The sequence below is a fragment of the Demequina litorisediminis genome, from assembly GCF_030161615.1.
In the GTDB taxonomy this organism is placed as follows: Bacteria; Actinomycetota; Actinomycetes; order Actinomycetales; family Demequinaceae; genus Demequina; species Demequina litorisediminis.
Genome location: NZ_BSUN01000001.1, coordinates 1,537,466 through 1,550,794 on the forward strand (window position 1 = coordinate 1,537,466; position 13,329 = coordinate 1,550,794).

The 13,329-nt window shown below is 69.1% G+C and carries 15 protein-coding genes, 1 tRNA gene and 6 pseudogenes; 16 read left to right on the forward strand and 6 right to left on the reverse strand.

The window, feature by feature from the left end:
* The first annotated feature begins 23 nt into the window (after positions 1 to 23).
* Positions 24 to 1,415 carry a Na+/H+ antiporter NhaA gene (gene nhaA, locus QQK48_RS09525; protein ID WP_284328303.1) on the forward strand — a complete coding sequence of 464 codons (1,392 nt, stop codon included), beginning with the start codon at positions 24 to 26 and terminating at the stop codon, positions 1,413 to 1,415.
* A gap of 11 nt (positions 1,416 to 1,426) precedes the next feature.
* On the opposite strand, the gene nth is transcribed toward nhaA, so the two are convergent.
* Positions 1,427 to 2,095, reverse strand: a complete 669-nt coding sequence (gene nth / locus QQK48_RS09530) for an endonuclease III (RefSeq protein ID WP_284328304.1) — start codon at positions 2,093 to 2,095, stop codon at positions 1,427 to 1,429.
* A 598-nt stretch (positions 2,096 to 2,693) separates the two neighbouring features.
* On the opposite strand from nth, the pseudogene QQK48_RS09535 reads away from it, so the two are divergent.
* Positions 2,694 to 3,330: pseudogene (locus tag QQK48_RS09535) on the forward strand (Crp/Fnr family transcriptional regulator).
* 61 nt (positions 3,331 to 3,391) lie between these two features.
* On the opposite strand, the pseudogene QQK48_RS09540 reads toward QQK48_RS09535, so the two are convergent.
* Together QQK48_RS09540 and sp36 are read right to left on the reverse strand one after the other, a co-directional pair.
* Positions 3,392 to 3,824, reverse strand: a pseudogene (locus QQK48_RS09540) (RidA family protein).
* Positions 3,825 to 3,854: 30 nt separating this feature from the next.
* Positions 3,855 to 4,007, reverse strand: a complete 153-nt coding sequence (gene sp36 / locus QQK48_RS09545; protein WP_143340453.1) for a Sp36 family protein — start codon at positions 4,005 to 4,007, stop codon at positions 3,855 to 3,857.
* Between the two features lie 77 nt (positions 4,008 to 4,084).
* Here sp36 and QQK48_RS09550 point away from each other — a divergent pair, with 77 nt between their 5' ends.
* From QQK48_RS09550 to QQK48_RS09595, 12 genes and pseudogenes are all read left to right on the forward strand, one after another.
* Positions 4,085 to 4,360, forward strand: coding sequence for a hypothetical protein (locus tag QQK48_RS09550; RefSeq protein ID WP_284328306.1), 276 nt, complete (start codon positions 4,085 to 4,087; stop codon positions 4,358 to 4,360).
* Entirely contained in the window at positions 4,293 to 4,700 is a 408-nt protein-coding gene (locus QQK48_RS09555) for a transglycosylase domain-containing protein (protein ID WP_284328307.1), read from the forward strand. Before QQK48_RS09550 ends, QQK48_RS09555 begins: the two co-directional genes overlap by 68 nt.
* A gap of 16 nt (positions 4,701 to 4,716) precedes the next feature.
* A pseudogene (locus tag QQK48_RS21685) lies at positions 4,717 to 4,776 on the forward strand (hypothetical protein); the annotation flags it as partial.
* Positions 4,777 to 4,789: 13 nt separating this feature from the next.
* Complete coding sequence (locus QQK48_RS09560; protein WP_284328308.1) at positions 4,790 to 5,368, forward strand: transglycosylase domain-containing protein; 579 nt, start codon at positions 4,790 to 4,792, stop codon at positions 5,366 to 5,368.
* Positions 5,328 to 5,624, forward strand: a pseudogene (locus QQK48_RS21690) (hypothetical protein); the annotation flags it as partial. The gene QQK48_RS09560 and the pseudogene QQK48_RS21690, both read left to right, overlap by 41 nt.
* Before the next feature lie 79 nt (positions 5,625 to 5,703).
* Positions 5,704 to 6,111, forward strand: coding sequence for a penicillin-binding transpeptidase domain-containing protein (locus QQK48_RS09565; protein WP_284328309.1), 408 nt, complete (start codon positions 5,704 to 5,706; stop codon positions 6,109 to 6,111).
* Positions 6,095 to 6,268: a hypothetical protein gene (locus QQK48_RS09570; RefSeq protein WP_284328310.1), complete on the forward strand. Its 174-nt coding sequence runs from the start codon at positions 6,095 to 6,097 to the stop codon at positions 6,266 to 6,268. The genes QQK48_RS09565 and QQK48_RS09570 overlap by 17 nt, the downstream gene beginning before the upstream one ends.
* Entirely contained in the window at positions 6,231 to 6,446 is a 216-nt protein-coding gene (locus QQK48_RS09575) for a hypothetical protein (protein ID WP_284328312.1), read from the forward strand. The genes QQK48_RS09570 and QQK48_RS09575 overlap by 38 nt, the downstream gene beginning before the upstream one ends.
* A gap of 39 nt (positions 6,447 to 6,485) precedes the next feature.
* Positions 6,486 to 6,779, forward strand: coding sequence for a hypothetical protein (locus QQK48_RS09580; protein WP_284328313.1), 294 nt, complete (start codon positions 6,486 to 6,488; stop codon positions 6,777 to 6,779).
* Between the two features lie 334 nt (positions 6,780 to 7,113).
* Complete coding sequence (locus QQK48_RS09585) at positions 7,114 to 7,761, forward strand: metallophosphoesterase (RefSeq protein WP_348523571.1); 648 nt, start codon at positions 7,114 to 7,116, stop codon at positions 7,759 to 7,761.
* A gap of 54 nt (positions 7,762 to 7,815) precedes the next feature.
* Positions 7,816 to 7,890 (forward strand) — tRNA-Pro (locus QQK48_RS09590).
* Positions 7,891 to 8,057: 167 nt separating this feature from the next.
* Complete coding sequence (locus tag QQK48_RS09595; protein ID WP_284328314.1) at positions 8,058 to 8,420, forward strand: hypothetical protein; 363 nt, start codon at positions 8,058 to 8,060, stop codon at positions 8,418 to 8,420.
* 4 nt (positions 8,421 to 8,424) lie between these two features.
* On the opposite strand, the gene QQK48_RS09600 is transcribed toward QQK48_RS09595, so the two are convergent.
* The 3 genes and pseudogenes from QQK48_RS09600 to xylA form a co-directional block, all read right to left on the reverse strand.
* On the reverse strand, positions 8,425 to 8,976 hold the full coding sequence (locus tag QQK48_RS09600; RefSeq protein WP_284328315.1) for a GNAT family N-acetyltransferase: 552 nt from the start codon (positions 8,974 to 8,976) through the stop codon (positions 8,425 to 8,427).
* 62 nt (positions 8,977 to 9,038) lie between these two features.
* A pseudogene (gene xylB / locus QQK48_RS09605) lies at positions 9,039 to 10,467 on the reverse strand (xylulokinase).
* Between the two features lie 165 nt (positions 10,468 to 10,632).
* Positions 10,633 to 11,828: pseudogene (xylA, locus tag QQK48_RS09610) on the reverse strand (xylose isomerase).
* A 91-nt stretch (positions 11,829 to 11,919) separates the two neighbouring features.
* Between xylA and QQK48_RS09615 the strand changes: the two are divergent.
* Complete coding sequence (locus tag QQK48_RS09615; RefSeq protein ID WP_284328316.1) at positions 11,920 to 12,537, forward strand: MarR family transcriptional regulator; 618 nt, start codon at positions 11,920 to 11,922, stop codon at positions 12,535 to 12,537.
* Positions 12,449 to 13,105 carry an ROK family protein gene (locus QQK48_RS09620; protein ID WP_284328317.1) on the forward strand — a complete coding sequence of 219 codons (657 nt, stop codon included), beginning with the start codon at positions 12,449 to 12,451 and terminating at the stop codon, positions 13,103 to 13,105. Before QQK48_RS09615 ends, QQK48_RS09620 begins: the two co-directional genes overlap by 89 nt.
* Positions 13,106 to 13,329: the final 224 nt, after the last annotated feature.

The window sequence follows — 13,329 nt, forward strand, 5'->3', positions numbered from 1 at the left end:
CGTGACCCGAACGGACTGACTCGATGGCCAAAGACCCCGCGGCCCGCCTTTTCTCTCGCCTGACCCCTTCGACCGAGCGCACGCTCGCCGACGTCCTGCGCACCGAACGCGCGGGCGGGCTCCTGCTGCTGCTCGGGACCGTGGTGGCCCTCGTGTGGGCGAACTCCGCGTGGTCGGGAGGCTACGAGGCGCTGCGTGACTTCCACTTTGGCCCCGAGTCGCTGCACCTGAACCTCTCGGTGGGCGACTGGGCCAAGGACGGCCTGCTGGCGATCTTCTTCTTCGTGGTCGGTCTCGAACTTAAGCGCGAGATCGTCGCAGGCGAGTTGCGGCGCCCGGCGACGGCCATCGTCCCGATCGTCGCGGCCGTGGGCGGCATGGCCGTTCCTGCCGTCATCTACGTGGCCACCAACGTCCTGCAGGATGGCGGCTCCACCTCTGGGTGGGCGGTCCCGACGGCCACCGACATCGCGTTCGCCGTGGCGGTGCTCGCGGTGGTGGGCCGCTGGCTCCCCAACGCCCTGCGCGCCTTCCTCTTGACGCTCGCGGTGGTCGATGACCTGCTCGCGATCATCATCATCGCGGTGTTCTTCACGGAGGAGGTCCACTTCCAGTGGCTCATCGCCTCTGCGCTGTGCATCGCGCTGTTCGGATACCTGGCCCGCAAGCGCATCACGTTCTGGTGGATCCTCATTCCGCTCGGCGTCGCGTCGTGGGCGTTCATGCATGCCTCGGGCGTGCACGCCACCATCGCGGGTGTCGCGCTCGGCATGGTGGTCCCCGCGTTGGCCGCCAAGGGTGAAAAGCACGCGCTCGCGGAGCACTGGGAGCACAAGTGGCGTCCCATCTCGGCGGGCATCGCCGTGCCCGTGTTCGCGCTGTTCGCGGCGGGCATCACCATCTCCACCGAGTCGTTGGCAACCGCCGCAGGCGACCCCGTGGCCCAGGGCGTGTTCCTTGGCCTCGTGCTCGGCAAGCCGCTGGGCATCGTGCTGGCGACCGTCATCGTGGCGTCGATCTCGCGTTCGGGTCTTGACCGAGGGCTGTCCTGGTGGGACGTCATCGGGGTCGGATTCCTCGCCGGCATCGGCTTCACGGTGTCGCTACTGATTGGCGAGTTGTCCTTCGCGGGCGAACGGGTTGCCGAGGTCAAGATGGCCGTCCTGCTGGCATCCGTGGCCGCGGCGGCGATCGGGTCGTCGATCCTCATGTGGCGCGATCGGCACTATCAGCGCCTGTACGAGCAGCGCTCCACCTCGACGGAGATCAATCAACAGGTCGCCAAGGCTCACGGCGCGCGTGCCGAGCACGTCCACCCCGACGAGCCTGCCTCACCCCGACGAGGAGTCGCGGCAGTCGTCCTGACCCGCCCCCGCTCCGTCAAATGGATCCATTTGACTCGTCTAAGGCCGTAAAAGCACCAAAATCAACCGCTAGCGGGGCGGGAGCGGGCCCCGGGGGCGCTGGGGCACAGGTCCGCGATCTCGCAAGCGCCGCACTCGGGCTTGCGGGCCTTGCAGCGCCGCCGGCCGTGGAAGATCACCCGGTGCGACCACAACGTCCACTCCTTGCGCTCGATGAGCGCCATGAGTTCGCGCTCCACGACCACCGGGTCCTCGTTCACGGTCAGCCCCAGGCGCCTCGCGAGCCTGCCCATGTGGGTGTCCACCGTGATCCCCGGCACCCCAAACGCGTTGCCGAGGACCACGTTGGCCGTCTTGCGGCCCACCCCGCGCAGCGTCACCAGATCCTTCAGCCGTCCGGGCACCTCGCCCTCGTAGCGTTCGACGATGTCGCGGCTGAGCCCCAGCAGTGACTCGGCCTTCGCCCGGTAGAACCCCGTGGGCTTGATGAGCGCCTCGAGGCGGTCGCGGTCGGCGCCGGCAAGGGCCTGTGCGTCCGGGTAGACGGCGAAGAGGCCCGGCGTCACCTGGTTGACGCGGACATCCGTGCATTGGGCGCTGAGCACCGTCGCGACGAGCAACTGGAACGGCGTCGTGTAGTCGAGTTCGCAGTGCGCGTCCGGGTACACCTCCGCGAGGGCGCGGTTCACGGCCCTGGCGCGGCGCGTCAGCGACACGGGTGGGGCCTGCATCGCGGCATCGGCCACGGTGAGGGGGTGCGACTGCTCATGACGTCACCATAAGCGATCCTTAAGCACCGCCTTGAGCCCGCCGATAAGCCGAATGTCAGGCGTGCCAACCGCGCCTGCGCGACGGCACGGGATGGAGGTGACATGCGAGCAACAGAGGACGCGGCCTTGATCGCGGACCTGCGGCACCGGCGGCGTGAGATGCGTCGCGAACTGGCCCGCGTGCGCTGGTGGCGTCGCCTCGTCACCGCTCGTCGCGACCTGGCCATCGCGCAACTGATGGACGGCGAAGAGCCTCGGCCGTCTGGGCCTGTCCGATGCCTGGGAGGCGCTCGCTGCCGACGCCCCGACCGTCTCGGAGTTGTCCGATGCGGTGTGGCCGGAGGAGCTCAAGTCGTCACCCACCAGCGTGGAAGCCCTTGCGGCGCTCGATGCCCGGCTAGAGTCTTACGAGACACGCGTCGCAGACAACCTCGAGTCGGTGACCGCACAGATGGTGAGAGCGTTGGGACAGGCGCATCGCGGACAGTAAGAAGGAGGTGGCGATGCCACAGTCGCCCCGAGAGGTGCGCCTGCTGCGATCGTCCCCCTGTTCGGCGGGATGGATGCCGACAGCGCTCGGTCGCTCATTGAGCAGATGACGCGCATCGAGTTGGCGCGCGGCGAGGTGCTGTTCAACGAAGGCGATGAGGGTCAGGCGATGTTCATCATCGTCAAGGGCAAGATCGGCTCGCCCGTACCGCGCGTGATGGCCGCGAAAACCTCCTGGGCCTTCTGGGCGTGGGAGACATGACGGGCGAGCCTGTCCGTGTTCGACCCCGGCCCGCGCGTGTCGCGTGCCCACGCCGTCGAGGACTCCGTGGTCTACGAGCCTTCCCAAGGATGTGCTCGACCGCTGGCTTGACGACCACCTCGAGATGTCGCGCCACCTGTTGCGCGCGCTGGCGCAGCGCATTCGGCGCCTGTCGAACTCGATGGCGGACCTGGTCTTCTCGGACGTGCCCGGCCGTGTGGCGAAGGCGATCCTTGACCTTGGACACCGCTTTGGGCGCATGGAGCGCGGCCACATCACGGTGCGCCACGGGCTGACGCAGGAGGAACTTGCTCAGTTGGTGGGGGCGTCGCGCGAGACCGTCAACAAGGCGCTCGCGGAGTTTGCCTCACGCGGCTGGATCGACGTGCACATCGGCGCGGTCGACGTGTACGAGCCCGAGCGTCTGCGCGCTCGCTCGCGCTGATTTTCGGCCGATGCGGTGGCGCCCCTGGCGAGGGGCGTCGCCACCGCATCGGCGACAGTGACTAGCGGGTCGCGACGATCAGTTCGATCTCGACCGGCGCACCGAGCGGCAGCGCCGCGACACCCACCGCAGACCTGGCGTGACGGCCGGGCTCGCCGAAGACATCCGCCAGGATGCCGGAGGCGCCGTTGATGACGGCCGGCTGGGCCGTGAAGCCGGGGGCCGAGGCCACGAAGCCCGTGAGCCGACGATCCCGGCGATCGAGTCGATGCCTCCCGCGACGGCAGCGGCCGCCGCGATCGCGTTGAGCACCGCGGCCCGCGCGCACTCGTTGGCGCGCTCGGGCGTCACGTCGCCCTCGCGCTGACCCACCACGCCGGTGGCCAGCAGTGCACCCTCGACGAGGGAAGGCGGCCGGACGTGTAGATCAGGTCGCCGTGACGCAGCGCGGGCACGTAGGTGCCGACGGGCGTCGCAACCTCGGGAAGCGCCAGGCCGAGCCTCGGCGAGGCGAGCGGACGCGCTCACGCCTTCTCGCGCTTCATGTAGGCGACAAGGCCGCCGGTGGGGCCGGTCACGACCTGGACGAGTTCCCAGCCGTCGTCGCCCCACTGGTCGAGGATCTGCTTGGTGACATGGTCGATGAGCGGCACGGTCGAGTATTCCCACTTGGTCATGCCCCCGAGCGTAGCCCTCGCCCTCGGGAAACTCTCAGGGTTCGTGGCGCGTTGTGTCAGCAACGTAAGGTTGGTGTATGGCTTCAAGGTCCTCTGGTTCCGCGCGCCCTGGTGGGCGGGTGACCGCCGTTCAGTTGGTGAGCGCCCTGTTCACGTTCGTGGCGTTCTCCGTCATCGGCGGATTCCTGCTCGCAGGCATCGCCCTGCCCGCGGCAACGGTGGGTGCGTCGGCAGCATCGGGCACCTCCGATCTGTTTGAGGACCTTCCCGACGAGCCTCCAGGACGTGTCCCTGTCGCAGCAGTCGAACATTTACGCGCGCGACGGCAAGACGCTGCTCGCCACCTTCTATAGCCAGAACCGCGTGGTGGTGCCCCTCGAGGAAATCTCCCCGTGGATGCAGAAGGCCATCGTGGCCGTCGAGGACCGCCGCTTCTGGGACCACCACGGCGTGGATGGTGAGGGACTCCTCAGCGCGGCGTACACCAACCTCACTTCCGACTCGTCGCCGGGTGCGTCGACCCTGACGCAGCAGCTCGTGAAGAACACCCTGCTCCAGGCGGCCGAGAACGAAGGCGACGACGAGGCGATCGAGGACGCGACCGAGGTGTCGCTGCCGCGCAAGATCCGTGAGTGGCGCCTCGCGCTCGCCCTTGAGCAGAACCTTGACGAGCAGGCTCGGCGACACGTGTGACGCGAGCGACCCGGCCGTGGACTGCGGCAAGGAAGAGATTCTCCAGCAGTACCTGAACATCGCTCAGTTCGGCGGCAACAGCCTCTACGGTGTCGAGGCTGCCGCCCAGTACTACTTCTCGAAGCCGGCCGCGGAGGCTCACCGCCGTCGAGGCCGCGACCATCGCAGGCATCACGCAGAACCCCACCAAGTGGGACCCCACCCGCACCTTCGAGGACGGCGAAACCAACTACGAGGCTGCGGAGAAGCGTCGCGACACGGTCCTGGGCACCATGTACGAAGAGGGCATGATCACCAAGGCGGAGTTCGACGAGTGGGAGAAGATTCCCGTCGAGGACACCCTCAACGTGTCGAAGCCCCTCGTGTCCTGCGCCGCATCGGACATCGCTCCGTTCTTCTGTGACTACGTCACCAAGGTGATCGCGAAGGACGAGGTCTTCAACTCGGACGGCCTCAACGGCACCGACCTGCTGTACAAGGGTGGCCTCGACATCGTCACCACCCTCGACGTCGACAAGCAGAAGATCGCCACCGAAGAGCCTGTACGAGACCGTTCCCGCGGACGACGCCAACGGCTTCGCGATGGCGATGGTGGCGCTCGACCCCGCGACGGGCGAGATTCTGTCGATGACGCAGAACCGTACGTACGATCCGGCGGCCGAGGCTGAGAACTCGACGTCGGTCAACTACTCCGTGGACCAGGAATGGGGCGGCTCGAAGGGCTTCTCCGTCGGCTCGACGTTCAAGACCATCGTGCTGGCCGACTGGCTCCAGGAAGGCCACTCCCTCAAGGAGTATGTCTCTGGCCGCCAGGTCGAGTGGACCAGTGAGAACTGGCAGGAGACCTGTGAGGGCCCCGTCCTCACCAGCGGCTCCTGGGAGCCCGGCAACGTGGGTGAGGACAACCAGGGCTACATGACGGTGCTCGACGCGACCGCGCACTCGATCAACACCGCGTTCGCCGACATGGCGAGCCAGCCTGGACCTGTGCGACATCCGCGACGTGGGCGAGGCGATGGGCTATCAGAACGCCGATGGCTCCGACTTCCTCCTGTACCCCTCGTCGATCATCGGCTCGCAGAACGGCTCGCCGCTGACCATGGCGAGCGTCTACCAGACCTACGCGAACGGCGGCGTGCACTGCGAGCCGCTCGCGATCCTCTCGATCACCGATGCCGATGGCAACGACATCGCGGTGCCGCAGAAGGACTGCCGCCAGGCGATCTCGAAGGAGGTCGCGGACGGTGTGACCTACGCCATGGAGGGCGTACTGGAGACCACCTCTGGGTCGCGGTCGGCGCTCGATGACGGCCGTCCCGCCGCGGGCAAGACCGGTACGTCGCAGAACAACAAGCACACGTGGTTCGCGGGCTTCACGCCGCAGGCTGGTGTCCGTGTTCTGGCTGGGTAACCCCGACACCGACACCGAGCAGCAGAACGTCACCATCAATGGCCAGTGGTACGACTACGTCTACGGCTCCACCATCGCCGGCCCCACCTGGTCCGACTTCATGAGCCGCGCCCTTGAAGATGAGGAGCAGGCTCGACTTCGACGAGCCCACCGATGAGATCCTCAACGGCGTGCCCGTGCGGGTACCGAACGTGATCGGTATGGACCAGTGGCAGGCGCGTGACGAGCTCGCGGAGCCTGGGCTTCCGGGTCTACTTCTCCGACTCCCCGGTCTACTCGGACACGGTGGGCTCGGGCGATGTGGCCGCGCAGAGCCTGGGGCTCCGGTGCGATGATCACGCCGGGAACCTCGATCACGCTGACGCTCGCCACCGATGAGCCTTCCCGACTGGTGGTACAACTGGCCGCAGGGTTGGGACCAGGAGACGGCACCCGAGGACTACTGGGGTTCGTCCTGGCCGCCGGCCGAGTTCGAGACCAACCCGCCCAACGGCTGGGTCACGGACGAGCCAGCGCAGTGCGAGGACCCCAACGACTGGTGGAACGAGGACGAGAACCAGGCGTGCCCCGGCTTCTCTGACGACGGCACCGCCAATGGTGGCAACGGAAATGGGAATGGCAACGGGAACGGGAACGGGAACGGCAGGGGAGACGAAGACGATGACTGACACGTCGCAGCCTCGCCTGACCGGAGCATCGGCCGGCGCTTCGGTCATCGCCGCTGCGCGCGGGACCGCCGCGTGAAGCGCGTTCTCGGGGCGGCCGTGGCCGCCGGTGCCGGAGTGCTCGCGTGGAGCCTCATCGAGGCGCAGTCGTTCACGGTGCGCCAGATCTCCGCGCCGGTCCTGGCGCCCGGGTCCAAGCCCCTGCGCATCCTGCACCTGTCCGACCTCCACCTCACGCCGTCGCAGCGCCGCAAGGTGGCCTGGATCCGGCACCTCGCGAGCCTTCCGGCCCGACCTCGTGGTCGACACGGGCGACAACCTCGCCCACGTGGACGCCGTGCCCACCGCGCTCGAGGCGCTCGAACCCCTGATGGCGTTCCCCGGCGTCTTCGTGCACGGGTCGAACGACTACTACGCGCCCACGCCGCGCAACCCGTTGAAGTACCTCAAGGAGCCCACGCAGGCGCGTGAAGGCAAGACATCGCTCGACACGGAGGCGCTCACCGCTGGCCTCGAGGCGGGCGGCTGGGTGAATCTCAACAACGTCCGCGCCTCGCTCGAGATCGCGGGCACCGAGATCGCCTTCGTGGGCCTCGACGACCCGCACATCGGCCGCGACAGGCTTCCCGCCCAGGACGGCGGTGCGGCCGATGCTGCGCTGCGCATCGGCGTGGTGCACGCCCCGTATCTGCGGGCGCTTGGGCAGTTGCGCGAGGACGGCGCTCAGGTGATTCTCGCGGGTCACACGCACGGCGGACAGGTGAACGTCCCCGGCAAGGGTGCGCTCGTCACTAACTGCGATCTCGACACTTCGCGGGCCAGCGGCCTGCACGGCTGGCCTGGGCCGCGTCCGGACGAACAGGGCGGCTCGGAGAGCGCCTGGCTGCACGTCTCCGCGGGCCTCGGAACGTCGCCGTATACGCCGGTAAGGCTGGCCTGTAGGCCCGAGGCGACGATGCTCACCTTGCTGCCGCGTCGCGCGTAGGGGCCGGTTAGGTTCCCAGGCCCTTCATCGGGTATCCTGACACGGCTGTTTTCACGGGGTGTGGCGCAGGCTTGGTAGCGCGCGTCGTTCGGGACGACGAGGTCGCAGGTTCAAATCCTGTCACCCCGACTGCAGTGAAGGGCCGGTCCGCAAGGACCGGCCCTTGTCACGTTTCTGAGTCCCTCGCGCGCCCCAGTGGACACCCACGGCGCGCTCTGGCACCGTCGTGTCTCACAGTGGACCGTGAGGGCGGTTCCGGAGGAGGCCAAGATGCAACCTGCGGCAAGGAAGTGCCTGTGGTGGGCCGGGGTGAGCGCAGTTGCCGCCGTGGGGCTCCACTGGTGATGACGTACGTGCCGTGGTTGTGGAGCGGAAGTTTCGACTCGTACCTCCTCCCCACGTGGTACACGGTCGTGAACTTGCTGGCCGCCCTTGTCAGTGGAGTGCTGTTCCCGCTCGCCGCCGTCTTGATCGGTGCCGCGATCCTGATCAACGTCCTCGTGCCGCGCATCGATGCGCGGCACGCGTCCACGTCCGCGCCGGCGTCGGCCTCCGCCCCGGTGTTGGCCTCCGCCCCTGTATCTGCGCCCGCGGATGGCGCGCGCCGCGACGCGGTCGGGCTGGCCGACACTTCGCGCTACGAACCGCCGGCAGGCTAGCGGCCTACTTCACGACCTCCGCCAGCGTGTAGCGGTCGAGGTTGCGATCGGCGAAGACCAGCCGGACGGCGGCCGGATCGGGGTTGCCGGCATCGGCTGCACGATGCACCTCGACGAGTCCTGCGCGCCGCGCCACCGCCGCGGACGCGGTGTTGTGCTCGAGGAGATACGCGACGACCGGGACGCCTGGCCGCAGGCGCCGTGCGGACGCGATGCCCGCCCGTGCTACCTCGGTCGCGTAACCGCGCCCCTGAGCCTCGGGTCGCAGCCGATAGCCCACGTTCCAAAACGTGTCCCGGCGCAGGTCACATCCTCCGTATCCAAGGAAGGCGCCGTCGTGATCGCGCACCACCCACACCCCCAGGCCGTGCTCGCGCCACGACTCCTCCCAGCGCTCGATCACGGCCTCCGTGGTCGCACCATCGCGATGAACGAGGCTCGGATAGTGCGTCCAGACTGCGGGATCGGACAGCAGTGCGTGCAACTCGTCGAGATCCGAGGCGGCGGGTCGGTGAAGGGCGAGACGGTCGGTAGCGGAGACGGTGTCGATCACCACGCCACCATAGGGCGACCCTCTGACATCACGTCCGGGACCTCACGGGCGGGGGAGACTTCTCCTCAGGCTCCGTACGCCGATGCCGCCGCCCGGTACGCCGCACGGATCTCCGGCCGTGTGTCCACCGCCGGCGCGGCCACCATCGCGACGTCCCAGGTGGGCCGCGACCCGGTCAGCGCCCACGCCGCCTGGACAGCGCCGCCGAAGGCCACATACTCGGCGGGCTCGGGAACCTCGACGGGCGCATCGAACACCTGGGCGGCGATGGTTTGCACGGCGGGGTTCTGCGCCGCCCCACCGACCAGGAGCAGGCGCCGCGGCACGATGCCCTGAGCGCGCACGGCGTCCAGGCCATCAGCGAGCGCGCACAGCATGCCCTCGATCGCAACCCGCGCGAGGTTCTCACGCGTCGTCGACGCGAGGGTCAGCCCCGTCAGCGACGCGGTTGCCTCGGGAAGGTTCGGCGTCCGTTCCCCCTCGAAGTACGGCACCAGCACCGCGCCGCCGGCGCCAGGCTCGGCGTCGAGTGCCAGGCGACCCAATTCGTCGTGCGTGACTCCAAGGACGCGAGCGAAGGAGTCGAGCACCCGCGCGGCGTTGAGGGTCGCGACGAGCGGCAGAAACTCGCCCGAGGCATCGGCGAAACCGGCGACGGCCCCGGACACGTCACGTGCCGCCACCGGTGACACCCCAAACACCGTGCCCGACGTCCCGATGGAAATCACCACGTCGCCCTCGCCGGCGCCAAGGCCGAGCGCCGCACCGGCGTTGTCGCCGGCGCCGGGGCCCACCACCACATCGGCCCACCGGGCATCGACACCAAGGGCGCCGCGCCCCGCCACCTCGCCCGGCCCCAGGACGCGCGGAAGGATCGCGTCGTGGCCGAGCGAGGCGACAAGTAGTTCGCGGTCGTACTCGCCGGTGGCGGGGTTCCAGTAGCCCGTCCCCGACGCGTCCGAGCGGTCCGTGACCAGGCTCGTCGAGCACGGCGCCCAGCGGCGAGCCGTCCGGGCCGTAGCCGCGCAGGCGCCAGGTCAGCCAGTCGTGTGGCAGCGCCACGGCTGCCACCCGTGCGGCGTTGTCCGGCTCGGCGTCGCGCAGCCAGCGGACCTTGGTGCTGGTGAAGGAGGGCACCGGCACCAAGCCCGTGCGATCGGCGAGGGCGGCGGCCCCGAACTCGTCGATGAGGTCGTTGGCGGCGCCCGCCGAGCGCGTGTCATTCCACAGCAAGGCGTCGCGGATGACACGACCGGCCGAGTCCAGCACCACCATGCCGTGCTGTTGGCCGCCGATGGAGATCGCCGCCACGTCTGCGAGGCCCCCGCGGCGTCGACGGCCGCGAGCAGCGCCTCCCACCACGCGGCAGGGTCCACGGACGTGCCCTCCGGGTGAGGGGCCTTGCCCGCACGCACCACCGCGCCTGTCTCGAGGTCGCGCACGACCACCTTGCAGGCTCTGAGTCGAGGAGTCGACTCCGGCGACGAGCGTCATCGCGCGTCCTTTCTGATGTCTCCCACTGGTGGATTTTGGTCGATAAAGGGCCGCTAACTGACCAAAATCCACCAGTGCGGGGTACGGCTGGCGGGGTATGGGGGTGGGCCGATGCTGGGGCCGGCTCCCGTACGGAAGCCGGCCCCAGCATCGGCTGAGTGAAAACTAGCCGCGGGCACCCATCAGGTGCTCCGAGGCGAGCCTGCTGGAGCCGGACGAAGCCGAAGCCCTTGCCGCCAAAGTACGCGGAGGCGTCGAAGTCCTCGAACGCCGAGCGGTCGGCGAGGAGGTCGTCGTAGGACTCGCCCTCGCCCAGCGTGGGCTGGCCGAGCTCGAACACGCGCGCCGCCTCAAGCGCCTCCTGGACCTCGGGGTCCGCGCGGAACGCCTGCGCGCGCTCCTTCAGCAGCAGGTACATCGCCATGTTGGCGCGCACGGACTCCCAGACGCCGTTGATGTCCTCGGTGCGCGACGGCTTGTAGTCGAAGTGGCGCGGACCGTCGTACGTGGGACCGCCGTTGGGGCCGCCGTGCTCGAGCAGGTCCACCAGCGAGAACGCGTTGTGCAGGTCGCCGTGGCCGAACACCAGGTCCTGGTCGTACTTGATGCCGCGCTGGCCGTTGAGGTCGATGTGGAAGAGCCTTGCCGTGGAACAGCGCCTGCGCGATGCCTGCGGTGAAGTTGAGGCCCGCCATCTGCTCGTGGCCCGTCTCCGGGTTGAGGCCCACCAACTCGGGGCGTTCGAGCGAGTTGATGAAGGCAAGGGCGTGGCCGACGGTGGGCAGCAGGATGTCGCCGCGGGGCTCGTTGGGCTTGGGCTCGATGGCGAACTTGATGTCGTAACCCTTGTCGGTGACGTAGTCGCCCAGCAGGTTCACGGCCTCGCGGTAGCGCTCGAGGGCTGCACCCACGTCCTTGGCGGAGTCGTACTCGGCGCCCTCACGCCCACCCCACATGACGAACGTGGTGGCGCCCAGTTCCGCGGCGAGGTCGATGTTGCGCAGCACCTTGCGCAGGGCGAACCGGCGCACGGAGCGATCGTTGGAGGTGAAGCCGCCGTCCTTGAAGACGGGGTGGCTGAAGAGGTTGGTGGTGACCATCTCGACCACGATGCCCGTGTCGTCGCACGCACCCTTGAGGGCGTCGATGGCGCGCTGGCGCTCGGCGTCGGTGGCGTCGAAGTCGAACACGTCGTTGTCGTGGAACGTGATGCCCCACGCGCCTGCGTCGGCGAGGCCGTGGATGGCCTCCACAGTGTCGAGTCGGGGGCGGGTGGCGGAGCCGAACGGGTCCTGCGCCTCCCATCCCAGGGTCCACAGTCCGAACGAGAACTTGTCCTCGCGGGTGGGCGTCGGTGCCATACGGGTCTCCTTTGTCGTCAGCATTGACGGATTAGGTTGTAGGTAACAACATAATTGGAGCGAGCGGTAGTGTCAACGCAAGGAGGCGCACATGACAGCACCGGTGGGAACGGCACGTGCAGGCACCGCGCTGGGGAGCCGCAACGAAGCCACGCGCCGGCACAATCTCGCCGCCCTCATGACCCTCGTCCACCGCGCCGACGGCCTCTCCCGCTCCGAACTCACCCGCGCCACCGGCCTCAACCGCTCGACCATCGGCGCCCTCGTCGGCGACCTCGTGGACGCGGGCCTCGTCACCGAGGAACACCCCGAGACGACCACTGTGGGCCGTCCCAGCCCCATGGTCCGCCCCCACCGCGACGTGGTCGCGCTCGCCATCAACCCCGACGTCGACGCCGTCTCCCTCGCCCTCGTGGGACTCGGGCACCGCGTCCTCGAGCGCCGCCGCATCCCCGTGGCACAGGCGCCGTCACCCGAAGACGTCGCGCGCCTCGCGGCCGAGGCCTGGGGCGCCTGGTCCGCGGACTTGGGCGTGCGCTGCGTCGGCGCAGGCATCGCCGTGCCCGGACTCGTCCGGATGGCCGACGCCGTGGTCGCCAGGGCGCCCCACCTGCTGTGGCGTGACGCGCCCGTGGGCGAGCCTCGTGGAGCGGGCGGTTGCATTGCCGACGGCAGTCGACAACGACGCCAACGCAGGCCTACTCGCTGAACAACTCTTCGGCGCCGCCGCTGGAGAGACCGACGTCATCTACCTCAACGGTTCCACCTCGGGCATCGGCGGCGCGGTGGGCGTGGGTGGCATGGTGCTGCGCGGTGCCGATGGCTTCGCCGCAGAACTGGGCCACACCTTGGCCGACCGCGATGGTCCCCCGTGCCACTGCGGGCGCCGCGGCTGCCTCGAGACGGAAGTCAACCTGCAGCGCCTCGAGGCCGCCGCGGGAGGCCCGCTCGAGCATGCGGACCTCGCCGGATCCCTGCGGTCCCTGGCCTCACCAGCGCTGGAGGCGGAGATCGATCGCCAGGCGGACGTCCTCGCTCGAGGCATCGCCAACCTGGTGTCCGCCTTCAATCCGCGCGCGGTCATCCTGGGCGGTTTCCTCAGCGCGCTCCTGAGCCTGCGCGAGGGAGCGATTCGCGAGCGAGTCGCTGCTCACACCTTCGCGCCGCTGGCCGATGCGCTGAGGATCGAGAGCGCCGCGCTGGTCGACGATCAGGTCCTCGTCGGCGCGGCCGAACTGGCCTTCGCCGGGCTGCTCGCCGATCCGCTCGGGGTGTAGGTCAGTCCCTCGCTGGGTTCTGGCTCGCGCCGCCCGCCCGCTGCCGTCCGCCGTCCGCACCACAATTCTGTGCGGCACACCCTCCGCTGAGCGTGCACGCGGCACTGTGAGGGCGGGAGGGGGCGAGATTGTGGTGCGCACGGCGGCCATCCGCGCGAGCCGCGACGGGAACATGCCCCACACGCGACAGCGGCCGCCCTCCCGAAGGGGAGAGCGGCCGCTGG